The sequence below is a fragment of the Arthrobacter sp. 10T419 genome (assembly GCF_056394105.1).
This window is the reverse complement of the sequence record NZ_JBFTHF010000005.1, coordinates 40,132-65,074: the sequence shown is the minus strand read 5'-3', so window position 1 is coordinate 65,074 and position 24,943 is coordinate 40,132. Positions and strand designations below refer to the sequence as shown.

At 71.0% G+C, this 24,943-nt stretch carries 19 protein-coding genes; 5 read left to right on the top strand and 14 right to left on the bottom strand.

What is annotated here, in order from left to right:
- Positions 1-140 precede the first annotated feature (140 nt).
- The gene (gene nudC, locus AC1DBD_RS10405; RefSeq protein WP_476982119.1) at positions 141-1,088 is read right to left on the bottom strand and encodes an NAD(+) diphosphatase; all 948 of its coding nucleotides are present in this window, start codon (positions 1,086-1,088) and stop codon (positions 141-143) included.
- A gap of 383 nt (positions 1,089-1,471) precedes the next feature.
- Between nudC and AC1DBD_RS10400 the strand changes: the two genes are divergently transcribed.
- Entirely contained in the window at positions 1,472-2,800 is a 1,329-nt protein-coding gene (locus AC1DBD_RS10400) for a macrolide 2'-phosphotransferase (protein ID WP_476982053.1), read from the top strand.
- A 6-nt stretch (positions 2,801-2,806) separates the two neighbouring features.
- Here the strand turns inward: AC1DBD_RS10400 and AC1DBD_RS10395 are convergent, their stop codons facing one another.
- The 3 genes from AC1DBD_RS10395 to AC1DBD_RS10385 all read right to left on the bottom strand — a co-directional run bounded on the left by AC1DBD_RS10395 (position 2,807) and on the right by AC1DBD_RS10385 (position 10,091).
- A complete protein-coding gene (locus AC1DBD_RS10395; RefSeq protein WP_476982118.1) occupies positions 2,807-6,256 on the bottom strand; it encodes an ATP-dependent helicase in 3,450 nt (1,149 codons plus the stop codon).
- Between the two features lie 107 nt (positions 6,257-6,363).
- Complete coding sequence (locus AC1DBD_RS10390) at positions 6,364-9,612, bottom strand: ATP-dependent helicase (RefSeq protein ID WP_476982117.1); 3,249 nt, start codon at positions 9,610-9,612, stop codon at positions 6,364-6,366.
- 62 nt (positions 9,613-9,674) lie between these two features.
- Positions 9,675-10,091, bottom strand: coding sequence for an MGMT family protein (locus AC1DBD_RS10385; protein ID WP_441417220.1), 417 nt, complete (start codon positions 10,089-10,091; stop codon positions 9,675-9,677).
- A 104-nt stretch (positions 10,092-10,195) separates the two neighbouring features.
- Between AC1DBD_RS10385 and AC1DBD_RS10380 the strand changes: the two genes are divergently transcribed.
- The 4 genes from AC1DBD_RS10380 to AC1DBD_RS10365 all read left to right on the top strand — a co-directional run bounded on the left by AC1DBD_RS10380 (position 10,196) and on the right by AC1DBD_RS10365 (position 13,839).
- Positions 10,196-10,906 carry an exonuclease domain-containing protein gene (locus tag AC1DBD_RS10380; RefSeq protein ID WP_476908537.1) on the top strand — a complete coding sequence of 237 codons (711 nt, stop codon included), beginning with the start codon at positions 10,196-10,198 and terminating at the stop codon, positions 10,904-10,906.
- Positions 10,907-11,191: 285 nt separating this feature from the next.
- A complete protein-coding gene (locus AC1DBD_RS10375; RefSeq protein ID WP_476982052.1) occupies positions 11,192-12,217 on the top strand; it encodes a methionine ABC transporter ATP-binding protein in 1,026 nt (341 codons plus the stop codon).
- Positions 12,217-12,888: a methionine ABC transporter permease gene (locus tag AC1DBD_RS10370; RefSeq protein ID WP_441417217.1), complete on the top strand. Its 672-nt coding sequence runs from the start codon at positions 12,217-12,219 to the stop codon at positions 12,886-12,888. The genes AC1DBD_RS10375 and AC1DBD_RS10370 overlap by 1 nt, the downstream gene beginning before the upstream one ends.
- Positions 12,889-12,996: 108 nt before the next feature.
- On the top strand, positions 12,997-13,839 hold the full coding sequence (locus AC1DBD_RS10365; protein WP_476982051.1) for a MetQ/NlpA family ABC transporter substrate-binding protein: 843 nt from the start codon (positions 12,997-12,999) through the stop codon (positions 13,837-13,839).
- 111 nt (positions 13,840-13,950) lie between these two features.
- Here AC1DBD_RS10365 and hemL read toward each other — a convergent pair whose 3' ends face one another.
- The 10 genes from hemL to hemE form a co-directional block, all read right to left on the bottom strand.
- The gene (gene hemL / locus AC1DBD_RS10360; RefSeq protein WP_441417215.1) at positions 13,951-15,282 is read right to left on the bottom strand and encodes a glutamate-1-semialdehyde 2,1-aminomutase; all 1,332 of its coding nucleotides are present in this window, start codon (positions 15,280-15,282) and stop codon (positions 13,951-13,953) included.
- Positions 15,283-15,318: 36 nt separating this feature from the next.
- Entirely contained in the window at positions 15,319-16,440 is a 1,122-nt protein-coding gene (locus AC1DBD_RS10355; RefSeq protein ID WP_476908534.1) for an LLM class flavin-dependent oxidoreductase, read from the bottom strand.
- Positions 16,437-17,420 carry a porphobilinogen synthase gene (gene hemB, locus AC1DBD_RS10350; RefSeq protein ID WP_476908533.1) on the bottom strand — a complete coding sequence of 328 codons (984 nt, stop codon included), beginning with the start codon at positions 17,418-17,420 and terminating at the stop codon, positions 16,437-16,439. Before hemB ends, AC1DBD_RS10355 begins: the two co-directional genes overlap by 4 nt.
- Entirely contained in the window at positions 17,417-18,337 is a 921-nt protein-coding gene (locus tag AC1DBD_RS10345; protein WP_476982050.1) for a uroporphyrinogen-III synthase, read from the bottom strand. The genes hemB and AC1DBD_RS10345 overlap by 4 nt, the downstream gene beginning before the upstream one ends.
- 20 nt (positions 18,338-18,357) lie before the next feature.
- Positions 18,358-19,356, bottom strand: coding sequence for a hydroxymethylbilane synthase (gene hemC / locus AC1DBD_RS10340; RefSeq protein ID WP_476908531.1), 999 nt, complete (start codon positions 19,354-19,356; stop codon positions 18,358-18,360).
- Positions 19,353-20,633, bottom strand: coding sequence for a ferrochelatase (locus AC1DBD_RS10335; RefSeq protein WP_476982049.1), 1,281 nt, complete (start codon positions 20,631-20,633; stop codon positions 19,353-19,355). Before AC1DBD_RS10335 ends, hemC begins: the two co-directional genes overlap by 4 nt.
- Positions 20,630-21,343, bottom strand: coding sequence for a hydrogen peroxide-dependent heme synthase (gene hemQ / locus AC1DBD_RS10330; RefSeq protein ID WP_441417209.1), 714 nt, complete (start codon positions 21,341-21,343; stop codon positions 20,630-20,632). Before hemQ ends, AC1DBD_RS10335 begins: the two co-directional genes overlap by 4 nt.
- 99 nt (positions 21,344-21,442) lie before the next feature.
- The gene (locus AC1DBD_RS10325) at positions 21,443-22,102 is read right to left on the bottom strand and encodes a hypothetical protein (protein ID WP_476908529.1); all 660 of its coding nucleotides are present in this window, start codon (positions 22,100-22,102) and stop codon (positions 21,443-21,445) included.
- A 181-nt stretch (positions 22,103-22,283) separates the two neighbouring features.
- Positions 22,284-23,801 carry a protoporphyrinogen oxidase gene (gene hemG, locus AC1DBD_RS10320; RefSeq protein ID WP_476982048.1) on the bottom strand — a complete coding sequence of 506 codons (1,518 nt, stop codon included), beginning with the start codon at positions 23,799-23,801 and terminating at the stop codon, positions 22,284-22,286.
- A 5-nt stretch (positions 23,802-23,806) separates the two neighbouring features.
- Positions 23,807-24,940, bottom strand: a complete 1,134-nt coding sequence (hemE, locus tag AC1DBD_RS10315) for a uroporphyrinogen decarboxylase (protein ID WP_476925282.1) — start codon at positions 24,938-24,940, stop codon at positions 23,807-23,809.
- Between the last annotated feature and the right edge of the window lie 3 nt (positions 24,941-24,943).

Sequence of the window (24,943 nt, the reverse complement as noted above, 5' to 3'; positions counted from 1 at the left end):
GACTGTCCGGCCGGAAAGGCGCTGGACTGGAAGATATCTGTGTTCACTTCTGCTGCTCAGTCGTTGGAGTGTGTGCGGTGGATGCCGCGGCGTGTGGAACCCGCCGCACGGGGGTGCCGCCGGATGGTGTCACGAGGACGTCAGGCACTGTCCGGGCGATCCTGGATGACGCCCCCGTACCAGTGTTCAATCAGGGCCCGCGCGATCGAGAGCCGGCTGGAAATAACGATTTCACCGCTCAGCACCGCTTCCTGTAGCTCGGCGCGGCTGAACCAGCGCGCCCGGGTGACCTCGACGCCGTCGGGCGTGGCCTCCGTGTCCGCCGTCGTCGCGGTGAAGCCGAGCATGAGCGAAGCCGGAAAGGGCCAGGACTGGGAACCGAGGTACTGCGATGCGGTGACCCGCACCCCCACCTCTTCGCCAATTTCCCGGACCACTGCCTGCTCGAGGGACTCACCGGGCTCGACGAACCCGGCCAGGGTCGAGTAGTTCCGGGAGTCGAGCGGGCCGCCGCCGCCCAGCAGCAGCCGGTCGTCCGGGCCGACGACCGTGACGATGATGGCCGGATCGGTGCGCGGGTAATGCTCGGAATTGTCCGAGGGGCAGCGCCGGACCCAGCCGCCGGCCTCCGGGACCGTGGCGGCGCCGCACCGCGGGCAGTGCGTATGGGTGGCGTGCCAGTTGGCAATGGCGCTGGCCTCAATGAACAGGGCAGTATCGGTGGGGTCCAGCTGGGCGGCCACCTCGCGGAAGCCGGCCCACTGCGCACCCGCCGGGATGCCCTCGACGTGCGGCTCGAACGGCTCGGCACGGACCTCGAACTGTTCCGGAAGGACGAACAGCACGTATTGCGTTCCCTCGGCCGCACGCGCTCCGGGCAGTGCGGTGCCGAGGTAAATCACCTGTTCCGGGGCGTACGCGGTTCCCTTGAGCCGCCCGGCGAGGCCGGCCGCGTCCAGGAAGACGAGCCCCTCACCGCTGACCAGCGCCTGGCGCCGGGACAGGACCATCGCCTGCACGCCACCGGAACGCAGCAGCTCCTCCAGCATGCCCGGCTTCAGCCTGGCCGCGGAGCCGCGGTCAATCATCGCGGGCCGGACCGGAAGAACGGTGTCCCGCAGCTGGTTGGCCGGGGGGCTGTCGCCCGCGGCCCGGGCCACCGCAACTCCCCCCGCCGGAGCGGCCCCGGCAGCGGGCACCGATCCAGGATCAACCTGTCCGCTATTTTGCCCGGTAATTTGCCCATCGATTTCTGCATTACCGGACTCCGGTGACTCCGCAAGACTCATGTACCCACCGTACCGACCCCCGCCGACAATTGACATTTTCGCCGGCCCTCCGGGGCCCGCCTCCCGGCCGATTGCGGGAGCGGTTGCCCAAGCAGCCGCCGTTAGGCGCTATTTCGGGCCGATCTTTCAGACTCGCCGTGATGCAGCGCCGTCTTAGGGCCGGCTCAATCTACCGTGGAAGCGTGAGAAGAAAACCAATCGAACTGGCAGCTGTAGCGACTGCGGCTGTCCCCGGCCTGACCCCGACCGCCGTGAGCTCCGCGCCCGACGATCCGGCAGACTTCGATTCCGCCCTTCTCCTGGACTCCGAAGGCAAACGCTGGCGTGTCCGCTCGCCACGCCATGCCGAGGCCAGTGCGCGGCTCGAAACAGAGTTCCTGGTGCTGCGCGCGTTCACTCCCGGCATCCGCGCCGAGCTCCCCTTCCTGATGCCGACCGTGGCCGGCACCGTCCGGCAAGGCACGCTCAGCACCTTCGTCTACTCCCACCTTTCCGGCACCACGCGCTCGGTGGAGGAGCTCAGCACCGGCTCCGCCGCGCTGACCCGGGAACTCGGCGCCGCTCTCGCGGCCATCCACGACCTCCCGCACTCTCTGGTCAGCAACGCCGACCTGCCCAGTTACACGCCGAACGAGTTCCGCCAGCGGCGGCTCAACGAGCTGGACCAGGCCGCCACCACGGGAATGATCCCGCCCCTGCTGCTGCGCCGCTGGGAGCACGCGCTGGAGGACGTGTCGCTCTGGCGCTTCAACCCCAGCGTGGTGCACGGCGACCTGCACGAGGACAACCTCCTGGTCGACGGCGACCGGGTCACCGCCGTGACCGGCTGGACCGACCTGCGGATCGGCGACCCGGCCGACGACATGGCGTGGCTGGTCGCGTCCAACGACCAGGACTTTGTGGACGCCGTCCTTGCGCACTACACGTCCAGCCGCCGGGACGCCCCCGACGCCCATCTGCTGCGCCGCGCCGCGTTGTCCGCCGAGTTCGCCTTGGCGCAGTACCTGGTCAAGGGCCTTGCGGCGGCCGACCAGGACATGATCCGCGAGGCCGAGTCGATGCTCGCGGTGCTGGCCGAGGACGTCGCGGAACATGGCGGCCAGCCGATCAGCGTCGAGCCGCTGCCGCAGCCGGCCGTGACCGTGCAGCCGATCAGCCCGGATGCCCCCGGCTCAACGCCCGGACAGGATCCGCAGCACGTCAGCGATATGGCGACCGCTGTCCACGTCACGCCGATCCCCCGCGAAGAGGTTCCGGGCGTGGCGCAGGACGACGCCGGGACGCAGGCCGCCACTGACGGCGATCCGGAGGACAGCACGCGCGACGCCGGTGCCACCGCCGCTGACGGCGATCCGGAGGACAGCACGCCCGTCGACAGCCCGGCAGCCGCCGACGGCGATCCGGGGGACGGGAAGCCCGTTGCCGACGTTCCGGCCCCGCCAAAGCCGTCCGCTGCGGACGACACCTCCACCACGACGCTCACCGTGGTACCGGCGAGCGAGCGTCGCTAAGGCCGGCTAGCCCGATTTCCTTCCGAGGGCCGCCGCGACGATTTCCTCCAGCCGTTCCGCGGAGCCGAGATCGTGCGGGCGGACCACCTGGTTGTCTGCCACGTAGTAGAACGCTGCCCGGACGTCCTCAAGCGGGACGCCCTTGAGCCGGGACCACGCCAGGCGGTAGACGGCGAGCTGCACGGACTTGGTCTTGAGCTGGCCGGCCGAGGGCCGGCGTCCGGTCTTCCAGTCGACGAGGTCCCAGCCGCCGTCGGCGTCGCGGAAGACTGCGTCGATGCGCCCGCGGACCACGACGTCGCCGATCCGGGTTTCGACCGGCACCTCGACGTGTGCGGGCGCCCGGTGGGCCCACTCCGACTGGCGGAAGGTCTCCACCATGGCGTCCAGGCCGTAGGCCTCGTCAATGTGGTCGTCCGAGCCGGCGGCCTCGCCGAGGTCCAGCATCCCGGAGGTGCCGAAGTATTCTTCGACCCAGGCGTGGAAGGCCGTTCCCTTGCGGGCCGACATCCCGGGTTCGCGCGGAACGGGCCGCCGCAGCCGGGCCACCACGGAGGCCGCATCCTCGTCCAGGTCCACCAGGGTGGAGGCGGAAATATGGCCCGGCAGGTGCACCTCCTGGACGGCTGACCGCCGGGAACGCCGGTCCAACAGGGTGGCCGCTTCCTGCGCCCACCCGGCCGCCGGCCCGCGCAGTCTGCGCGCCCCGGCCGCCGAAGCTACGGGCGCCGTTCCCGGCCCGGCGGGAGCCGGCAGCGAGCCGGCGCCGGGCTGTTCCAATTGCTCCAGGACCCGCGCCGCGGCGGCCTCCATGGCGGCACGGCGGCCCGGTACGAGCCGCAACCGGGCTCCGGTGTGCGGGTGGACTGGTCCTTCCAGGGGATCGTAGGGCCACAGGGCCAGCTCCAGCTCGGAGGTCAGCGGGCTTTCCTCCGGCAGGGCCTCCTCGGCGACGGAATGCGGATGGATCTCGGCCGCGCCGGCCCCACTGAGCCCTTCGAGTTCGGCCAGGAACGGGGACATCTCGGCCAGGCCCGCCCGGGAGCCCACCCAGGCTGCGCTGGAGACCCAGAGCACATGCTTGGCGCGGGTGTAGGCAACATAGGCCAGGCGCCGTTCCTCGGCTTCGCCGTGGGCCTGGACCGCGGACTTGAACTCCTTCTCGGCGTCGAGCCAGCCTTTCTGGTCCGGCTGATCCAGGTCCCACTGCGGCAGGTCGGCGCGGTCCCCGCGGAGCGGCCACGGCAGCGCGGCGGACCCGCTGCTCCAGCGCGAATCCCGGCTGGACGGGAACGCCCCGGCGTTGAGGCCGGGAACGAACACGACGTCCCATTCCAGCCCCTTGGAGGCGTGGACAGTCAGCAGCTGGACGGCCTCGTGGTTGACGTCCGGCGCGGCGGCGTCGAGGCCGTTCTCCTCGGCGGCGGCCGCTTCCAGCCAGGCCAGGAAGGCGAGCACGTCGACCCGCTGCGAGGTGTGCAGGAACCCGGCGGCAGCATCCTGGAAGGCGTCCAGGTTGCGCCGCGCCTGATGGATGCTGATGCCGGGCCGGGCCGCAACTTCGATGTCCAGGAGCATGGCACGTTCCACTTCGCCCAGCAGGGTGCTGAGGTCATCGCCCATGAAGCTGCGCAGTTGACGGAGCTCGGCGGAGAGCCGCTGCAGCCGCTCCAGCGCGTCCGGGCTCAGCCGGCGGCCGTGGGCGGACGTCCAGTCGGGACGGGGCAGCCAGTCCAGCGCCTCGATCAGGCTCGCGGCGTCGGTGAGGTCGCCCTCGATGACGGTTTCGGCGCTGTCGCCGTCGGTATCGGTGTCGGTGTCGCTGCCGGGGCGGCCGCGGCGCCGCGCCAGGAAGCTCGACCAGTCGCGGAACGCCATCAGGTCCGCAGGCCCGATCCGCCAGCGCGCGCCGGCCAGCAGCCGCATCAGCGAGTCGGAGCGACCCGGATCGGCCAGCACCCGCAGGGTCGCCACCAGGTCGACGATTTCGGGGGTGTCCAGCAGCCCGCCGAGGCCCACGATTTCGTAGGGGATGCCGCGCAGCTCGAATTCGCGGCGGATGCACTCCATCTGGGCCCGGCGGCGGCACAGTACGGCCATCGCCGGCGGCTCGGGCTCCTCCGCCTTGCCGGCGCCGAAGTCGGTCCGCCGGAATTTCAGCACGTCGGCGGCGATGGCCGCCGCTTCGTCCTCGTCCGTGCCGAAGCGGCCCATCAGGACGCGGCCCTGGACCGCGGCGGGGCTGGGCTGCAGCGGCGGGACCTCCACGGTGTCGGCGCTGTCCCGGGCACCGGCCACGGCGGCATGGGCCGCCGCCTTGCTGAGCGGGGCCGAAATGACGTTGGCGGCCTCGAGAATATTCCGGCCGTTGCGCCACGCGGTGGTGAGGTACGACGTCGGCGCGACGGCGAACTGCGGCGGGCCGCCGCCGGCGTCGCCGGAATCACGCGCACTTCCGCCGTCGTCAACCCGGACAGGGAATTCGCGGACGAAGTGGAAGAGCTGGCCCGCGGACGCGCCGCGGAAGCCGTAGATGGACTGGTTCGGGTCTCCCACCGCGGTGACGGCGTGCCCGTCACCGAACAGGCGGGAGAAGAGGACAAGCTGGGCGTGGGAGGTGTCCTGGAATTCGTCCAGTAGCACCACCTTGTAGCGCTGGCGTTCCGTTTGCGCGGCCACCGGGATCTCGTTGGCCACCCGGGCCGCGAGGGCCACAAGGTCACCGAAGTCCAGTGCGCCGCGGGCCCGTTTGGCCTCCGCATAGCGGCCCACCATGTCCGCAACGCTGGCGCGGGTCCGGAGCAAAGCGCTGAGGTCCCCCGCGGCCTGGCTGGGATTCTTCTTGGCCGTGGCGACATACGGCAGCGCCTCGAACTCGGCCACCCGGTCCAGCAGCCAGCCCCGGACTTGCGCGGGGTCCTGCAGGTGCTCCGCGCATTCCCCGGCAAGCTGGATGACCGCCTTGACCAGGGTGGACTTGGCGGAACGGAAATGCTGGTAGTCGCCGTCGAAGGCTTCCACCACCTCGCTCGCGAGCTGGAAGGACTGGGCACCGCCGAGGAGCACAACGTCCCGTTCGACGCCGAGCCGGAGCCCGTAATCCGAGACGATGCCGCTCGCGTAAGAGTGGTAGGTGGAGACCTTGGGTTCCAGTGCGTCGGTGCTCAGCAGCCCGGCCGGAAACACCTTGTGCTCCGGATCGGCCGCGGCGATCCGCGCCAAGGCGGCCAGCTTGGCCCGGATCCGGGTGGCGAGCTCGCCGGCAGCCTTTCGGGTGAACGTCACGCCGAGTACTTCCTCCGGCCTGACCCAGCCGTTTGCGACGAGCCACACCACACGGTCCGCCATGGTGGCGGTCTTGCCGGAGCCGGCCCCGGCGATGACAAGCCGGGGCGCCAGCGGCGAGGAGATGATCCGTGACTGTTCGGCGGTGGGGCTGTTCTTCTCCCCCAGCATCGCGGACAGCTCTTCCGGGCTGAACCGCGGTTCGGGCAGGGGCTTCGGCCGTGTGTCCGCCGGCGCGGCGGTCTCCGGCCCGGCCGCCGTCGTCGTCGTCTCGATACTCATTCGGTGACCTGCTTTCCGCGTGCGCACAGCGGGCAGACTTCGGGGAGCCTGCAGCCGTGGCCGCCGTGCCCGCCCTTTGCGGGGTCGTGGCGGGCTTCAAACGTGGTGCCGGACATGACGCGTGCGGCCTCGCCGACCATCTCCAGGGCCCAGTTCGCTTCCGGATCCAGCGCCGGCTGGCTCTGCACCCCGGGGCTTTTGGTGCTGGTGCCGAGCTGGGCCAGCACCGCGCCGCCGGGTCTTGGCGGCGGACCGTCGTCCGGGCCGGTAAACCCGCCGGCCAGGACCGCCGCCTGGTAGGCGCCCAACTGGGGATGGCGTTCCAGCTCGGCCTTGCCGGGCTGGCGCTTGCCGGTCTTGAGGTCCACGATGACCAGCCGCCCTTCGGCGTCGATCTCCAGCCTGTCGACCTGGCCGCGGAGCACGGCGGGCCGCGAGGGCCAGGACTCTTCACCGCCGGCAACGGCTGCGGGCTCCAGATCGGGAAGCTTCACCTCGAAGTCCTGCTCGACGCCGAGCAGGCTCCGGCCCTCGCTCCGCATGACCAGCACGTACTGGGCGAGCTTGCGGACCATGGTTTCGGCCCGCTGGAAGTCGAGCTTGCCCTCCCAGTTGTCCTTCATCCCGAGCGCGGGCCAGCGTTTCACCAGCTCGGCCACGTACTCGCCGCCCGAGGCGTCCGGGAGATCCTGGGCAATGGCATGGACCAGGGTTCCGAGGCTGCGGGCGAAATCCGTTGCGGCCTCTCCGCCGGCTGCCTGGACGAACCAGTCGAGGGGCGACTTCTGCACGGTCTCGACCTTGGAGGGCGAAACGAAGACGGTACTGCCGGGCGGCACCACGGGGTCCGTCGACGACAGCGGAGCCAGCCCCCACCAGCTGTCCGGGTGGGCGCCGGGCACCGCCGGCTGCGCGGCCGCGAGGGCGCCCAGCACGGCGGTGGCTTCGGCCGCCTCGGCGGGGGCGCCGTCGAGCTGGGCGTACTGGCGCAGTTCCGCGACGAGCGCGCGCAGGGTCAGCGGCCGCTCAACGGGCGTGAAGCCGCGCCGGTCCTGGTCCGGGTGCAGGGGCGAAACGTAGTCCAGGAAGGATGAGGGCTGTTCGTCCTCGGAGGAAACCGCCGTGCAGATCAGCACTTCGCGGGCCCGTGAAACGGCGGTGGAGAAGCTCCGCAGCTCGTCATAGCGGATCTCGCGGAGACGGCTCAGCGGATCGAGCTGCAGGGCGTACTCGACACCGTGTTCGACGGCGTCGGCGAAAAGTGTGCTGCCGAGCAGTTCACCGCGGAGCCGGGTATTGGGCCACACGCCTTCCTGGAGGCCGGGCACAATGACGACCGGCCATTCACGTCCCGCGGCGCTGGCCGGGGTCATGAGTTCCACCGCGTCCTCGAGCTGTGCCCGGGCCGCCAGCGTGTCCATAGGCAGTTCCTGGCTGAGCAGGTACTCAAGGAACTGCTCCGGACCTGAGCCCGGGAGCTGGTCCACGTACCGCTCGGCGGTGTGGAACAGGGCCATCATGGCGTCCAGGTCGCGGTCCGCGCGGGCGCCCGCCGCCCCGCCGGCCAGGGCTGCCTCGGTCCAGCGGCCGGCCAGTCCGGTGGAATGCCAGAGCGCCCAGAGCACGGTCTCGGCGTTGCCGCCCGGTGCCTCGGCGGCGTCCCGGCCGGCGCGGATCATCCGGGCAACGCGGCGGGCGGAATGCCCCTCGATGCCGAGCGTGGCAAGGGCGCCGGGGTCCAGGAGTGCTTCCACGAGCAGCGCGTCGCTGGTGCGGCCGCCGCCGCCCAGGAGTTCCTCACGCCGCAGTGACTGGCGGAGCCGGCGCAGCTCGATCGACGTTGCCCCGCCGATCCTTGAGGTGAGCAGCGAGACGGCGGCTTCCGGGGTAAGGACGTCAGGGTCCAGCGCCACCGCGTAGGCGTCCAGCAGCGGCCGCACGGCCACCTCGTCCCGGACCGCGGACTCGGCCACCGGGATCCGGACCGGGATGCCTTGGCCGGCCAGGTGGCGCTGCAGCTGGCTGAGCTGGCCGCCGTTGCGCACGATCACCGCGATGTCTCCCAGCTCCCGGCCGTCATTCAGCTGGGCTTCCAGGATCCGCTGCGCCACATAGCGCAGTTCGTGGACCGGGGACGGCAGCAGGTGCGCCTCAACGACGCCGTCGCCCTGTCCGCTGGGCTTCGGGTGTTCCAGCCGGCGCGCCATCGTCCCGCCGGAGCGCAGCGAGATCCGTTCGGCGACGCCCTGCCAGGCCTGCGCGACGGCCGGGGTATGGCGGTGTGCGGTCCAGAGCGGCCGCTCCAGGACGGTGCCGCCGGCCGGAGCGAGCAGCCGGGGCAGCTCGGCCACCAGGTCCGGCCGCGCGCCGCGGAATCCCTGCACCACGGTGTCCGGGGAAGAGGTGACGAGCGTGTCCTTGCCTGCGGCGATGTCCGCGAGCAGTTCGAACACGGCCGGGTTCGCCTCCTGGATATCGTCCACGAGGATCAGCTGGAGCCGGTCGCGCTCCGCGGCCAGGAATTCCGGGGCGTCCTGGAAAATCTGGCGTGCCGCCGTGATGATCCCGGCCGGGTCAAAGGATTCGGGCATCCGCAGGTCGAGGACGTCGCGGTACTCGGCATAGAGGGCGGCCGCGGCGGTCCAGTCCGGCCGGCCGCAGCGCTGCGCGAGGGCCGCCAGGTCCTGCGCGGTGCGCCCGGATTCGATGATCCGGTCAAAGAGCTGGCGCACTTCCTGCCGGAAGCCGCGGGTCTGCAGGGCGGCGGCCAGGTCCTCGGGCCAGGGCAGTTCCAGCCCGGGCTGGGCATGGCCTTCGAGGAGTTCCTTGATGATCAGGTCCTGTTCGGGCCCGGAGAGGAGCTTCGGCGCACGCGGCAGCGGCAGGATGCCCTCCGCCTTGGCACGCCGGATCAGGTCGAAGGCGTACGACGCCCAGGTGCGGGCCGGCGTCGTGCTCAGGCTGCGGTCCAGGCGCGCGGTGAACCGGTCGCGCAGCGCATCGGCGGCCAGCCGGCCGGGGGCCAGGATCAGCATCCGTTCCGGGTCCAGGCCGTCGCGCTGGGCCCTGCGGACGGCGGCCTCGACCAGGACCGTGGACTTGCCGGTGCCCGGCGCGCCGGGCACCAGGACGGGTCCGGAGCCGTGCGCGACGTCGACGGCGTCCCGCTGGTCCGGGGACAGTACCGGGACGGCGCTGTGCTGCGTCCGGGGCGGCAGCAGCCGGAGGCCCGTCTGGCCGGGCACGGCTTTTTTGGGGACGGTCTTGTTGGGGGCGGCTTTGTTGGGGGCGGTCCGGCTGGGGCTACTCACACAGACATTTCATCATTGGGGACAGACAATTTATGCAGCTCCCGTTCGAGGCGTTCGGCGATGGCGTCGATCTGCTCGAAGTCCGGCTCGGACGGCGCCCACCGGGCCGCCATCAGGTCGACCCGCCAGCGGCCCTCGCCGGTGCGCTCGTATTCCAGGTAGCTGCCCAGCAGCGGTGTCCCTTCGGCGAGGTAGAAGGCCAGGGCCTCCCGCTCGTGGCCGGGCGGGGCGTCTCCGTTGGCTTTGAGGATCCGCCACCAGGGAACGGCGCTGCCGTGGTGGCTCATTACGGAGCCGACCTGGCGGGGGCCGCCCGCGCCCAGGAGTTCGGCGACGTCCCCGTAGGCGACGGCGGTGCCCGCCGGAACCATCGCTGCGAGCTCCAGTACCGCCTCCACATACTCCGTCCGCATGGACCAAGGTTACCGGTGCCGGCTGCCGCCGGTCCCGGCACGGCACCGCAAGGCACTGCACGGCGGTGCAAAAAACTGTCAGCGGCAACAGGTAGCGTTGAAGCATGAGCACCTGGCACACCCTCCCCCGCGCAGCCTTCGACCTGGAAACCACCGGGCGGAATTCCCGCGCTGCGAGGATCGTGACGGCATCGGTGACCGTGGTGGACGCCGACGGCTCGGTCATCAAGGAGCACGAGTGGCTGGCCGATCCCGGGGTGGAGATCCCCACCGAGGCGAGCGACATCCACGGCGTCACCACCGAGCAGGCCCGCCGTGACGGCCGGCCTGCGGCCGAGGTGACCCGGGAGCTGTCGGCCGTGCTGCAGGAGCTGTTCGACACCGGCGTACCGGTCATTGCTTTCAACGCCAGCTATGACTTCACCGTGCTCGCCGCCGAGTCGGCCCGCTACGGCGTGCCCCAGCTGAGCCGCTTTCCCGTGCTGGACCCGTTCATCATGAACAAGCAGGTGGACCGGTACCGCAAGGGCAAGCGCACCCTGACCGCGCTGTGCGAGGAGTACGGCGTCAGCCTCGACAATGCGCACACCTCCGCGGCCGATGCGCTGGCCACGCTGCGGATGCTGGATGCCATGGCCGGGAAGTTTCCCAAGCTCCGGATGCCGGCCAGCCACCTGCACCAGCTCCAGGTCGAGTGGGCGTCGGCCCAGGCCGCGGATTTCCAGAGCTACCTGCGCAAGACAAAGCCCGCGGCCGTGATTGAGGGCGACTGGCCGGTTCTGCCGCCGGAAGATGCCAGCCGGGGCGACTTCTAGCCCTGAGCGCGGGCCACCGGCACGGGACCGGCAAGCTACTGGGACTGAGATCACAGCGGCGGTTGCCCCTGCCGGCGGCTCCTGGCGCCCTCAGGGATTTGGCCGCGGGACGGCTGCCGGTTTCCTCCCGCGCCCAGCGACCTTCAGGACGAAATTATCTGCACCCGATGGCACTTTGTGACGAACTAAATGCGCAAGTGGATGGCCTTTGGTGCCGCTGACATAATTTAGTTCAGAACAGAGCGTGTGTTATGTCGCGCCCAGACCCCAACCGCCAAGGGATAAATGATCACAGTTACCGACCTTCGCAAGGTCTACCGGCAGGGCAAAAAGGAAGTGGTAGCGCTCGACGGCGTCACGCTCTCCGTGCCGAAGGGCTCGATCCACGGCATCATCGGACACTCCGGCGCCGGCAAGTCGACGCTGGTGCGCTGCCTGACCCTGCTGGACCGCCCCACCGCCGGGTCCGTCAGCATCGACGGCACCGAGCTGAGCTCCGTGCGGGATTCGGAGATCCGTGCTGCGCGGCGGCGCATCGGCATGGTTTTCCAGCACGCGAACCTGATGGACTCCCGGACCGCGGCCGGCAACGTGGCGCACCCGCTGGAACTCGTCAAGACCCCCAAGGACAAGATCCGGACCCGGGTTGCCGAGCTCCTCAAGCTCGTGGGACTCGAAGGCTTCGAGAACGCCTACCCGTCCCAGCTCTCCGGCGGCCAGCGCCAGCGCGTAGGGATCGCACGGGCCCTCGCCTCGGACCCCGAAGTGCTGCTCTGCGACGAGCCCACCTCGGCCCTGGACCCTGCCACCACTGAGGAAATCCTGGACCTGATCCAGGACCTGACCCGGCGGCTGCAGCTGACCGTCCTGATCATCACGCACGAGATGAACGTCGTGAAGCGGGTCTGCGACTCGGTGTCCCTGCTCTCCCGGGGCCGCATCATCGAACACGGCGCCCTGCAGGACGTGGCCGGCGAGCTGGACAGCAAGCTGGCCCGGGCCCTGCTTCCGCTGCCGCCGTCGGAGCCCCTGCACGGCGCGCTGCAGCGCGGGCCGGTCCTGGAGATCCTCTTCTCCGGCGAGAGCGCCAAAGAACCCGTCCTGACCGGCGTCGCCCGGCACTTCGACATGGACCTTAACGTCCTCGCCGGCAGCGTCGAGACCCTCGGCGGCCAGCAGTTCGGGCACCTCCGGGTCCAGCTCGCCGAAAACGCCGATTTCGACGCCGTCCTCCACTACCTGCACGAGCGGGGCATCAGCGCCAAGCGCCTCGCCGCCGATGCTGCTCCGGCGGAAGAAGGAGCCAACTAATGAACGACATCTTCAGCAACCCCGTACTCGCCAGGGCCCTCCCCGAGGCAATCGTGGAGACCCTGCAGATGGTCGGCATCTCGGCATTCTTCACCGTGCTGATCGGCCTGCCGCTGGGCGTCTTCCTGCACGTCACGGCCCCCGGCGGACTGCGCCCGATGCCCGTCACCAACCGGATCCTCAGCGACGTGATCGTCAACATCACCCGGTCCATCCCGTTCGCCATCCTGATGGTGGCGCTCATCCCGCTGGCCCGCGCCCTGACCGGGACGAGCCTCGGCCCGATTGCAGCGTCGGTGTCGCTGTCCATCGGTACCATCCCCTTCTTCGCCCGGCTCGTCGAATCCTGCCTGCGCGATGTGCACCACGGCAAGATCGACGCCGCCCAGGTGATGGGGTCCACCAACATGCAGGTCATCAGCAAGGTGATGCTGCGCGAATCCCTGCCAGCCCTCGTMGCGGCCGCCACCACCACGGTGGTGACCCTCGTGGGCTACTCCGCGATGGCCGGCCTCGTCGGCGGCGGCGGCCTCGGCAAGCTGGCCTACAACTACGGCTTCCAGCGCTTCGACGTCACGGTCATGATCGTCACCATCGTCCTGATCGTCGTCCTCGTCCAGGTCATCCAACTCGTGGGCGAGCGGATTTCCCGCGGCCTCGACCACCGCTGACCCGACGAACAACCACCCCAGCCTTGCAGCGGGTAGCCGCCCTCTGCATCTGCGCGGACCACGGCACCGCCGTCGTGTTTTCCGCCTATTTCGAAAGGAACGCATCCGATGCGTAAGTCACTCACCCTCTTGGCCACCGGCATTGTCACTGCCCTGGCGCTGACGGCTTGCGGTGGTTCTTCCACCCCCAGCGCCCAGGTCACGGCCCTGGATCCGGCGAAGCCCGCCACCCTCAAGGTCGGCGCCAGCCCGGTCCCGCACGCCAAGATCCTCGAATTCATCAACCAGGAGCTCGCCCCCAAGGCCGGCCTCAAACTGGAGATCAAGGAGATCGAGGACTACCAGACGCCGAACACCGCGCTGAGCGACGGCTCTCTGGACGCCAACTTCTACCAGCACCTGCCCTGGTTCGAGGACCAGGTCAAGACCAAGGGCTACAAGTTCGGCCACGGCGCCGGCGTGCACATCGAGCCCTACGCCGCGTTCTCGGAAAAGGTCAAGGACATCAAGGACATTCAGGACGGAGCCAAGGTCGCCATCACGAACGACCCGTCCAACCAGGTCCGGGCCCTCAAGGTCCTCCAGGTCGCCGGTCTGGTCAAGGACATCAAGGACGACACCTCGGTACTGACGCTCAGCGACGAACAGAACCCCAAGAAGCTGAAGTTCTCCGAGAACCAGCCGGAACTGCTGATCAACGACCTCAAGGACCCCTCGGTGGATCTGGCCCTGATCAACGGCAACTTCATCCTCAAGGCCGGGCTGAGCACCAAGAACGCCCTCGCGGTGGAATCCGTGGACAACAACCCCTACGCCAACTTCCTGGCCTGGCGTGAGGACTCCAAGGACGACGTGCGCATCAAGAAGCTTGATGAGCTGCTGCACTCCCCCGAGGTCAAGGCCTTCATCGAGAAGGAATGGCCCAACGGCGACGTGACCCCGGCCTTCTAGGCCCGGACCAGCGTTAACAACTTTCGGCACCCGCTGCGGCGGGTGCCGAAAGTGTTTAAAGGGCGACGACGGCGACGGCCGCCGCCGGCTCGCTGGGCCTGCGCCCTGCTCCTAGGCTCGCGCCGCCGCGGCGGCCCGGGCGGCAGCCGGCAGGGCCTCGAAGATCCGGTTCATCGCGGCGTCGTCGTGCGCGGCGGAGAGGAACCAGGCCTCGAACACCGACGGCGGCAGGTACACCCCGGAGTCCAGCATCGAGTGGAAGAACGGCGCGTAGCGGAAGACCTCCTGGCCCTGCGCGTCGTCGTAGTTATGGACGCCGCGGGCCGAGGTGCCGAAGGCCACCGAGAACAGGTTCCCGGCGCGCTGGATGGAGTGGTCCACCCCTGCCGCGTCCAGCGCCGAAGACAGGGCGCCGGAGAGTTCCAGCGAGCGGGCGTCGACGAACGAGTAGACCTCGGGGGTCGCGTGGGTGAGGGTGGCGACGCCGGCAGCCATCGCCACCGGGTTCCCCGAGAGGGTCCCGGCCTGGTAGACCGGGCCCACCGGGGCGAGGTAGTCCATGACCTCGGCGCGGCCGCCGAGGGCCGCCGTCGGCATGCCCCCGCCGATGACCTTGCCGAAGGTCAGCAGGTCCGGGGCCCAGGGCTCGGCGGCGTCGGCCGCCCCGCCGGTGAGTCCCCAGTAGCCGGAGTAGCCGGTGCGGAACCCGGTGAGGACCTCGTCGAGGATCAGCAGGGCGCCGTGTTCGCGGGTGATCCGGGCCAGGCCGGCGTTGAAGCCCTCGCCCGGGGTGACCACGCCCATGTTGGCCGGCGCGGCCTCGGTGATGACGGCCGCGATGCTGTCGCCGTGTTTGGCGAAGGCGGCTTCGACCGCGGCGAGGTCGTTGTAGGGCAGCACGAGGGTTTCGGCGGCCGTGGCGGCGGTGACGCCTGCCGAGCCGGGCAGCGCGAGTGTCGCGAGCCCGGAACCGGCGGCGGCGAGGAGGCCGTCGAGGTGGCCGTGGTAGCAGCCGGCGAACTTGATCACGAGGTTCCGGCCGGTGTAGCCGCGGGCCAGCCGGATCGCGGTCATGGTCGCCTCGGTGCCAGTGGAGACCATCCGGACGCGCTCGGCCGCCGGGACGCGTTCCTGGACGATTGCGGCGAGGTTGGCCTCGTCCGGGGTCGAGGCGCCGAAGGACAGCCCGCGGTCGACGGCGGCGTGCACGGCCGCGAGGACAGCCGGGTGGGCGTGGCCCAGCAGCGCCGGCCCCCAGGAGCAGACGAGGTCCACGTACTCGGCGCCGTCGGCGTCGGTGAGGTAGGGGCCCGTGGCGGAGACCATAAAGCGGGGTGTGCCGCCCACCGAGCCGAAGGCCCGGACCGGCGAGTTCACGCCGCCCGGCATCAGGCGGCGGGCGCGGTCGAAGAGTTCCTCGTTGCGAGGGTGGCTGGAAGTCATGGTTCCTATTCTCTCAGTGGTTCTCACAGGTCGCTCTCACAGGGCCCGGTCACTGGCAGGCACCCCGCCGCCCAGCTGGGCGGCCACACGCGGCGCCACTTCGGTGCCGAACAGCTCGATGGAGCGCATCATGGCGGTATGCGGGAGCGTGCCGTTGCTGTATTTGAGGTCGAAGCGGTCCACGCCCAGGTTCCGCTTGAGCAGGGCGATCTTCGCGGCCACCGTGTCCGGCGAGCCGACGTAGAGCGCACCCTCGGGGCTGCACAGGTGGTCGAATTCGTCGCGGCTGCCCGGACCCCAGCCGCGTTCGGCGCCGAGCTGGTTGCGCTGGCCCAGCCAGTGCGGGAAGAACTCCTCCCGCGCGTCCTCATCCGTGGCCGCCACGTGGCCGGGCGAATGCGTGGCCACCTGCTGCATCGGGTGGCCGTATTTGGCCATGGCCTCACGGTAGAGCCCGGCCAGCGGACCGAAGGACCGTGGCTGGCCGCCGATGATGGCGAAGATGATCGGGTAGCCGTATTCGGCGCAGCGCAGCACCGATTCCGGGGTGCCGCCGACGCCGATCCAGGCCGGCAGCAGGTGGTGTTCGAGCGGCGGGTAGACGCTGAGCCCGTTGATGGCCCGGCGCGTCCGGCCCTCCCATTTGATCGGTTTCTGGGCCCGGACCTTGTCGAAGAGCTCAAGCTTCTCCTCGAACAGGACCTCGTAGTCGGCCAGGTCCAGTCCGAACAGCGGGAAGGACTCCACGAAGGAACCGCGGCCCAGCATGACCTCGGCCCGGCCGTTGGAGATGGCGTCCACGGTGGCGAAACGCTGGAATACCCGGATCGGGTCATCGGAGCTGAGAACGGTGACGGCGGAGCCGAGCCGGATCTTCTTGGTCCGGGCCGCGGCGGCGGCGAGGAAGACCTCGGGCGCGGAGACGGCGAAGTCGCGGCGGTGGTGCTCCCCCACCCCGAAGGCGTGCAGGCCCACCTGGTCCGCGAGTTCGGCCTGTTCCAGCAGTTGCCGCAGCACCTGGGCGTGCGGGACCGGGTGCCCGTCCGGGAACACCCCGACGTCGCCGAAGGTGTTCAAGCCGAGCAGGATCTTGTCCGGGCCGACCGGCGCGGTCGGGTTGGCTCCCGATGCCGGGTCCGGCGCTTCCGCGGGGCTCATCGGGTCTCCTTCAGCCAGCCGGCGAGTTCGCTGGCCCAGTAGGTCAGGACCATGTTGGCCCCGGCCCGTTTGATGCCGAGCACGGATTCGGTGATCGCGGCGCGGCGGTCGATCCAGCCGTTCGCGGCGGCGGCCTCGATCATCGAGTATTCACCGGAGATCTGGTAGGCGGCCACGGGCACCGGGCTCATCGCGGCGACGTCGGCCAGGATGTCGAGGTAGCTCATGGCTGGTTTCACCATCACCATGTCGGCGCCCTCCTCGAGGTCCAGTTCCACTTCGAGGATCGCTTCGCGGCGGTTGGCGGCGTCCATCTGGTAAGTGCGCCGGTCCCCGGTGAGCTGCGAGTCGACGGCTTCGCGGAACGGGCCGTAGAAGGCGGAGGCGTACTTGGCGGCGTAGGCCACGACGGCGGTGTTGGCGTGTCCGGCCTCCTCCAAGGCCTGCCGGATCACGGCGATCTGGCCGTCCATCATGCCTGAGGGGCCGAGCACGTGCGCGCCGGCCTCGGCCTGCGCCACGGCCATCTGCCCGTAGATCTCCAGGGTCGCGTCGTTGTCGACGTAGCCGTGCGCGTCCAGGACGCCGCAGTGGCCGTGGTCGGTGAATTCGTCGAGGCAGACGTCGCTCATGACGACCAGTTCGTCGCCGACCTCGGCCTTCACATCCCGGATGGCCTTGTTCAGCACGCCCTCGGGGTCCAGCGAGGCGGTGCCGCGGGCGTCCCGTTCGGCCGGAATGCCGAAGAGCATGATGCCGCCCACGCCCAGCTGCACGGCCTCGGCGGCGGCGCGCTTGAGCGAGTCGGTCGTGTGCTGCTGCACGCCGGGCATCGAGGCGATCGGGTTCGGCTCGGAGAGGCCCTCGCGGATGAAGGCCGGGAGGATGAGTTCGGCAGCCGAGAGGCGGTGTTCGGCCGTCAGCCGCCGCATCGCGGGGGTGGTGCGGAGCCGGCGGGGGCGGTGGGTCGGGAAGCTCATGTCTGGTCCTTCACAGTCTGCTCGGGGTCGGGATGGGGAGTGGGGGTTGCCGGATCCAGGGCCCGGATAACGGCGGCGACGAGTCCGGAGGCGGTGGGCTCCTCGGCAACGGCGGCGACCGGGAGTCCGAGGGCCAGGGCCTCGGCCGCCGTCGAGCGTCCGATCGCGACGAGCTGGCAGCCGCCCAGCGGCGACAGCCCGGTGTGGACGCGGCGGGCGGCGCTCGGTGAGGCCGCGACGACGGCGTGCAGCGTTCCGGCGTCGATCGCGGCTTTCGCGTCGGCCACGGTCAGGACCGCGGCGTCGTGCCCCTGCGGGTCGGGGGCGGCGGCCAGGCTGCGTCGCGGGTCCGCGGGGAAATCGACGGTCTGGTAGGCGGTGACGGCCTGGACCGAGGCGCCGCGGGCCTCCAGCCCCCGGCGGAGCCGCGGGTCGGCGATGTCGGCCTGAGGCAGCAGGACGCTGCCGTGGCCGCGGGGCCAGATGTCGAGCAATCCCGCGCCGGACTGCTGGCCGGCGGGCGCGAGGTCCACTGCGATGTCCAGGCCTTCAAGCATGCGGCGGGTGGCCGGGCCGACGACGGCCACCTGCAGGCTGCCCGGAAGCCACGCGCTGAGGGCCGCACCGCGTTCGGCCGCCTTGGCTTCCAGGACCTGGACCGTGGTCACGCTGCTGACCACCAGCCATGAGTAGGCGCCGGCGCCGAGCGCGTCGAAGGCCACGTCCAGCGAGTGCTGGTCGGCGGCGCGCTCGAAGTCGATGAGCGGCAGCAGCAGCGGCTCGGCGCCGGTCTCGCGGAGCGCGGAGAGCAAGGCACCGGCACGGTCCGGGTTGCGGGTGACCAGGACCCGGGCGCCCTCGAGCACCCGCGGCCCGGCGCCCCCGTCCGGCCGGCGGCTGGCGCTGCGGCGTCCCATCAGGTGAGAATCCGTCCGGCTCAGGAAGCGGCCAGGTCGGCGATGTCGGCAGCACCGGCCGCCAGCAGCGCCTCGGCCAGTTCGATTCCCAGCAGGGTGGCGCCGACCTCGGTCAGCCCGTCGGTGGCCTTCTTGTCCCGGACCGTCGCGGTGCCGTCCACGGCACAGACAACGGCCTCGAGGTGCAGCATGCTGCCCTTGCGGTAGGCGTAGGCGCCCACCGGCGCGGCGCAGCCGGCCTCCAGCCGGGCCAGCAGCGCGCGTTCGGCGGTGACGGCCAGCCGGGTGTCCGGGTCGTCCAGGGCTGCGAGGGCCTGGGCGAGCACGCCCTGGGAGCCCTCGGTGGACCCGGCCTTGCGCGGCGCGTCGGAGCTGCGGCATTCGATCGCGAGCGAACCCTGGCCGGCGGCCGGGAGCATCACCTCGGTGTCGAGGTATTCGCTGACCGCGTCCAGCCGGCCGATCCGGTGCAGGCCGGCAGCGGCGAGCACGACGGCGTCGAGGTCGCCGGACTTGCCTTCGACGACGGCGCCTGTGTTGTTGCCCGGCAGGCCCGGCACGCGGCCCAGGCGGGTGTCGACGTTGCCGCGGATGTCCCGGATGTCGAGGTCCGGCCGTGCGGCGCGCAACTGGGCGGCCCGGCGCGGGGAGCCGGTGCCGACGGTGGCGCCGGCCGGCAGCTGGGCCAGCGTGAGCCCGTCCCGGGCGCAGAGCACGTCCCGGACGTCCACGCGCTTGGGCGTCGCCGCGAGGGTCAGGCCCAGGGCAGCGCCGGTGGGCAGGTCCTTGAGCGAATGGACCGCGACGTCGCACGCGTCCCGCAGCAGGGCGTCGCGCAGCGCCGCCACGAACACGCCGGTGCCACCCATTTGGGACAGCGGGCCGGTCAGGACGTCGCCGTCGGTGCGGATGTGGACGAGTTCCACCGGAAACCCTCCGACGGCGGCCAGCTGGTCCGCAGTCTGCTGGGTCTGGGTTAGGGCAAGTTTGCTGGCCCGGGTGCCGATCCGTACGGTCACGGCGTGGCCTGGCCTGCTGCCGGGACCGCCTCATCCGCAGCCGCGGATGCTCCTGCCGGGTAGGGATCATGCCCTGTCCCGACGGTGGTGTCCGCGCCCGCGATGGTGGGCTTTTCGCCGCGGAAGTTGGCGCAGCAGCCGGGGCGGCAGACGTCGTACCAGGGGCCGAGCTTGGTCAGGTGCGGCCGGTCGGCGATGTTGTTTGCCGCCGTCCGCTCGCTGATCAGGTCCACGATCCCGGCAACGAATTTGCGGTGCGTCCCGGGCGTCGGAACGCGGGTGGCCGCGAGGCCCAGCTTGCCGCAGGTTTCCAGGGCCTCGGTGTCGAGGTCCCAGACGACTTCCATGTGGTCGCTGACGAAGCCCAGCGGCACGATCACGACGCCCTTGACGCCCTGGCCGGCGAGCTCCTCGATGGCGTCGTTGATGTCGGGTTCGAGCCACGGCACGTGCGGGGCCCCGGACCGGGACTGGTACACGAGGGACCAGGGGGCGGTCAGGCCGGTTTCGGCTTCGACCCGGCGGATGACCTCGGTGCCGGTGGCCAGGTGCTGGGCCACATAGGCGGAGTCCTGTTCGAAGTGGCGCGGCTCGCCCTCGGAGCGGCCGGCGGCTTCGGCGTCGCGGGTCGGAATCGAATGGGTCGCGAAGAGGATGTGCACCGGCGCGTCAGGGGTGCCGGCCGCGGCCAGCTGGGCGCGGACGTCGGCGAGGCCGGCGGCGGTGCCCTCGACGAAAGGCTCCACGAAGCCCGGGTGGTCGAAGTACTGGCGCACCTTGTCCACCTCGAGCTTGCCGTCCAGCCCGGTCTCGGTGAGCGCCATGCCGATGTCTTCGCGGTACTGCCGGCAGCTGGAGTAGCAGGAGTAGGCGCTGGTGGTGACCATCAGGACCTTGCGGTGCCCGGCGTCGTAGATCTCCTGCAGGGTCTGCGGGATGTAGGGATCCCAGTTGCGGTTGCCCCAGAAGACCGGCAGGCCGATGCCCCGGGTGGCGAGCTCCTTCTCCATGGCGGCCTTGAGCTCGCGGTTCTGCTGGTTGATCGGGCTGATGCCGCCGTTGGCGCGGTAGTGGTGCGAGACCTCTTCGAGCCGTTCGTCCGGGATGCCGCGGCCGCGGGTCACGTTGCGCAGGAACGGGATGACGTCTTCCTGGCCTTCGGGACCGCCGAAGGAGGCCAGCAGCACGGCGTCGTAGTCTTTGGGGGCCATCCGGCCGGCCTCGGTGACGGGATTCACGGCGGTGGCCGTGGGATCCTGCGGATCGAGCGGGCTCATGCGAGGACCTCGGCAATCTCGACGGCGCTGACGCGGCGGCCGGTGTAGAACGGGACTTCTTCGCGAACATGGTGGCGGGCTTCGGTGGAGCGCAGGTGGCGCATCAGGTCCACGAGGTCCACCAGCTCCGGTGCTTCGAGGCCCAGGATCCACTCCCAGTCGCCCAGGGCGAAGGAGGAAACGGTGTTGGAGATGACCTGCGGGAAGTCCCGGCCCAGCAGGCCGTGGTCCCGCAGCATCGCGCCGCGCTCGGCGTCCGGGAGCAGGTACCACTCGTAGGAGCGCACGAAGGGGTAGACGCAGAGCCATTCGGCCGGTTCCACGCCGCGGGAGAAGGCCGGCGTGTGGTTCTTGGCGAACTCGGCCTCGCGGTGGACGCCCATCGCGGACCAGGCGATCTCAGTCCCCGTGAAGAGCTTACTGCGCCGGATGTCGCGCACGGCGCGCTGCAGCGCTTCGGCCCGGGGGCCGTGCAGCCAGATCATGATGTCGGCGTCGGCCCGCATCGCGGACACGTCGTAGCTGCCGCGGTGGACGACGCCGTCCTCGGCCAGCCGTTCGATGAGTGCGTCGAAGTCCTCAGCCGCGTCGCCGCTGCGCAGGACATCGGCGGAGCGCTTGAAAACCGTCCAGAGCGTGAAGAACTGCTCGGTCGATTCCTCGGCTGCTGTTCCGGTTTTAGTGACAGATTCGGCAGAAGTGTGGCTCATGGATACCAGTCTGCCCCCTCCCCCGAGCTAAGTCGAAATAGAGCACTTCTACAACGCGTAGAAGTGCTCAATTTCACAGCCGGGTGGTTCGGACGTCCCTTAGATCTTGCGCATCCGTAGGGCCACGACGCCTGCTCCCAGCGACACCGCGAGCAGGCAGATCCCCCAGCCGACCAGGGCGGAGGGGGACGGTTCAACGGAGGAGGCAGCCTGCATCTTGTCGCCGGACCGGGGCGCGGCGGTGGGAGCCTGCTTGGCGGCGGACATCGTGGTGGCGGACCTGGGCGGGCCGCTCGGCGTTGCCGCCGGCGTACCGGTTGCCGCCGGCGTACCAGCCGCAACACCGGGAGCGGCACCGGCGGGAGTGTCGTTCGCTGGCGCCTGGACCGGGGCCGGGGCCTGCTGGGTTCCGGAGGGCTGGCCGGCTGCCGGCTGCGGGGCTGCGGGCACCGGTGGCGGAACCGAGGTTCCCGGCGCCGTGGCCCGCTCGGAGGCCTGCCGGGAAGCCCGCTGCTCCGGCGTCTCGGTCGGATCCGGTGCGGTCGACGTCGGCGGGGCCGTGCTTTCGGTGGGGTCCGGGCTGCCGGAGTCGGAGGTCGGCGAGGGCGACGGCGTCGGGGATTCCACCAGGCCGCCGATCAGGTCGTCGATGCCGACGGAAATCGAGGCTGACGGGCCGTCCGGGCTGGGCGTCGGGGTGGCAGCCTGGGTGGCAGGAACCCCTGCGGTGAGAGCCAGTACCGCTCCGAGTGCTGCCACGGCCGTGCCGCGTCGGAGTCCCCCATGGTGACCGGCCGGCGTTTCTGGAACTTCGGACCTGTGCATAACCATGGTCATCGACCCTAGCCGGAGAACGCCGGCGTGGAAAATTTGCCCAAACGCCTACTTTCCGGCTATCGGGCACCGTGCCGTGGCCCCCCATCAAGCCCCGGGGCAGGCTTCAGGGAAGCAGGGCGGCCACCTGTTTGGGGGTGTCGGCGACGATGGCGGCGAGGCCGTTTCCGGACAGCCAGCCCCCGACGACGGCGAGGCCACCTTCCGCCGCGCAAAGCTGCCGAACCTGCTCGACCCGCCGCTTGTGGCCGAGTGCCGCGAAGGGCAGCGCGCCGGACCAGCGCACCACGTCCCAGCCGACGACGTCGGTCCGGGCCAGCGGGACGGCGAGCAGCGCGGCGGCGTCCTGCAGCGCGGCGTCGAACAACTCCTCGTCGCTCCGGGGCTCCGGGGCCGCCGCGGCGTCCGGCACGTTCGCGCCGCGTCCGTAGGAGAGCCGGAGGACGTGCCGGCCGGGCGCCGTCCGTTCGGCCAGCCAGGCCCACTTGGCGGTCGCGTGGGTGAGGGCCTTCGCGCGGATGCCGGGGCTTTGCGGGGCCACGAGCACTCCGGTGCCGCGCGGTGCGGCGTCGAGCGCGGGACTGTCCAGCACCAGCGTCACGAGCCGCACATCGGGTCCCGCGTCCGGACGGAGGGCCGCCAATGCCGGCAGCGTGCCGGCGAGCAGCGAGACCGCCGCCGGGCCCTCAACCGCCACGATTAGCCGCCCGGCGTCGAAGGTGGCCTGGCCCGCGGTGGCCCGCCAGCCGCCCGGGATGCGCTGCACCGCGCCTACCCGGGTGCCGCTGAGCAGGGCCACGTCCAGCCCGCGCAGCTCGGTGAGGAGGGCAGTGACGAGGGTGTGCATCCCGCCGCGGAGGCCGGCCACGGCGGAGCCCGCCTTCTGCAGCCCAGGCTGCTGGGCACCGGGCGCGGGAGCGCTGGACTCCGGCGCGCCCGGCCGGGGCCCAGCCCCCCGGCGCTGCGCGGCCACGGCGGCCGCGAGGGAGCCGTGCGTGCGGATTCCGGCGCGCAATCCGGGCGCCACCATGTCCACGTCAAGCAGGGCCGGGTCGGCCGAGTGCACGCCGCCGACCACCGGCGCCACCAGCCGCTCCAGCACGCGTCGGCCCATCCGGGCGCGGACCAGGGCCGCCACGCTTGTGGCCTCGGCAGCGGTCCCCATGGAAGCCGGCAGCAGTGCGTCGAGCGATGCGCGCAGGGATCCGAGCAGGCCAAGGGAACGCCGGACTTCGGGGTCCCAGGGGTTGGCGGGAATGCCCAGCACCCCGGTCTTCGGCAATTCCCGCGGACCCTCCGGCAGTTGGACCCAGGCGCCGCCGGGGTTGGGCGGAACGATCTGCGCGCCGAGGCCGAGCTCTTCGGCCAGGCCGGCCACCGCGGCGGACCGGGTGGCGAAGGATTCGGCGCCGCTGTCCAGGGTCAGGCCGGCCACCACATGGCTGCCCACGCAGCCGCCCCAGTCGCCCGATGCTTCCAGCACCGTGGTCCGGACGCCAGCCCGCGCCAGCTCCCGGGCGGCGAGCAGGCCGGAGATGCCGCCGCCCACCACCACGGCCGTCCGCGCGGGAGCAGCACTGGTGTTGGAGCCGGGGTTGGTGTCAGTGGCGGCGTCGGTGGCCATCGGGGTTACTCCGGGGCGATCGAGTGGATCAGTTCGACCACGCGGGTCAGCACCGCCGCGTCCGTCTCCGGAGGCACGCCGTGGCCCAGGTTCAGGACGTGGCCCGGGGCCGAGGCGCCGGCTTTGATGACGTCGCGGACATGGGCCTCGAGGATTTCCCATGGTGCGGAGAGCAGTGCCGGGTCGATGTTTCCCTGCAGCGGCACGGTCCCGCCGAGCCGGCGGTTGGCCTCGTCCAGTGGCAGCCGGTAGTCGACGCCGACGACGTCCACGCCGACGTCGCGCATTGCCACCAGCAGCTCCGAGGTGCCGGTGCCGAAGTGGATCAGGGGTGCTCCGAGGTGCCGGACGTGATCCAGGGCGCGGGCGGACGCCGGAGCCACGAACCGCGTGTAGTCGGCCAGGCCCAGGGAGCCGGCCCAGGAGTCGAAGAGCTGCCCGGCGGAGGCGCCGGCCTCCAGCTGCGCGCGCAGGAACATCCCGGAGGCGTCGGCCGCCCAGTTGGCCAGCGCCGTCCAGGTCTCCGGATCCGCGTGCATCATGGTGCGCGGGCCGAGGTGGTCGCGGGACGGCTTGCCCTCCACCATGTACGCCGCCAGGGTGAAGGGGGCGCCGGCGAAACCGATCAGCGGGGTGCTGCCGAGTTCGGCCACGGTGAGCCGCACGGCCTCGCGGATCGGCTCCAGGGCCTCCCAGCTCAGCTGGGGCAGCGCGGCAACGTCCGCGGCGGTGCGCACGGGCTTGTCCAGCACCGGGCCGACGCCGGGGACGATGTCGACGCCGACGCCGGCCAGCTTGAGCGGGATGACGATGTCGGAGAAGAAGATCGCCGCGTCGACGTCGTGCCGGCGCACGGGCTGGAGGGTGATCTCGGAGGCGAGATCGGGGCGCAGGCAGGAATCCAGCATGGCCACGCCTTCGCGTACCTTGAGGTACTCGGGCAGCGACCGGCCGGCCTGGCGCATGAACCAGACGGGGCGCCGGGAGGGCTTGCCGCCGCGGTAGGCGGTGATCAGCGGCGAGTCGGCGGTACGGCCGTCCATCAGGGGGTGGCCGGCGTCGAGACTGTTGTGTGCCGTGCCGGAGTTTGCCGTGCCGTCGATTGCAGTGCCGTTCGTGGCCGCAGCGCTAAGAGTCATGCC

Excerpts from the sequence above, each read along its gene's own strand:
- AC1DBD_RS10375 (WP_476982052.1), top strand. The coding sequence starts at position 11,192 with ATGATCACAGTTACCGACCTTCGCAAGGTCTACCGGCAGGGCAAAAAG.
- hemG (WP_476982048.1), bottom strand. The coding sequence starts at position 23,801 with ATGGCCACCGACGCCGCCACTGACACCAACCCCGGCTCCAACACCAGT.
- AC1DBD_RS10385 (WP_441417220.1), bottom strand. The coding sequence starts at position 10,091 with ATGCGGACGGAGTATGTGGAGGCGGTACTGGAGCTCGCAGCGATGGTT.
- hemB (WP_476908533.1), bottom strand. The coding sequence starts at position 17,420 with ATGAGCTTCCCGACCCACCGCCCCCGCCGGCTCCGCACCACCCCCGCG.
- hemQ (WP_441417209.1), bottom strand. The coding sequence starts at position 21,343 with ATGAGCCACACTTCTGCCGAATCTGTCACTAAAACCGGAACAGCAGCC.
- AC1DBD_RS10355 (WP_476908534.1), bottom strand. The coding sequence starts at position 16,440 with ATGAGCCCCGCGGAAGCGCCGGACCCGGCATCGGGAGCCAACCCGACC.
- nudC (WP_476982119.1), bottom strand. The coding sequence starts at position 1,088 with ATGATTGACCGCGGCTCCGCGGCCAGGCTGAAGCCGGGCATGCTGGAG.
- AC1DBD_RS10380 (WP_476908537.1), top strand. The coding sequence starts at position 10,196 with ATGAGCACCTGGCACACCCTCCCCCGCGCAGCCTTCGACCTGGAAACC.
- AC1DBD_RS10365 (WP_476982051.1), top strand. The coding sequence starts at position 12,997 with ATGCGTAAGTCACTCACCCTCTTGGCCACCGGCATTGTCACTGCCCTG.
- AC1DBD_RS10345 (WP_476982050.1), bottom strand. The coding sequence starts at position 18,337 with ATGGGACGCCGCAGCGCCAGCCGCCGGCCGGACGGGGGCGCCGGGCCG.
- AC1DBD_RS10335 (WP_476982049.1), bottom strand. The coding sequence starts at position 20,633 with ATGAGCCCGCTCGATCCGCAGGATCCCACGGCCACCGCCGTGAATCCC.
- hemL (WP_441417215.1), bottom strand. The coding sequence starts at position 15,282 with ATGACTTCCAGCCACCCTCGCAACGAGGAACTCTTCGACCGCGCCCGC.
- AC1DBD_RS10395 (WP_476982118.1), bottom strand. The coding sequence starts at position 6,256 with ATGCTGGGGGAGAAGAACAGCCCCACCGCCGAACAGTCACGGATCATC.
- hemE (WP_476925282.1), bottom strand. The coding sequence starts at position 24,940 with ATGACTCTTAGCGCTGCGGCCACGAACGGCACTGCAATCGACGGCACG.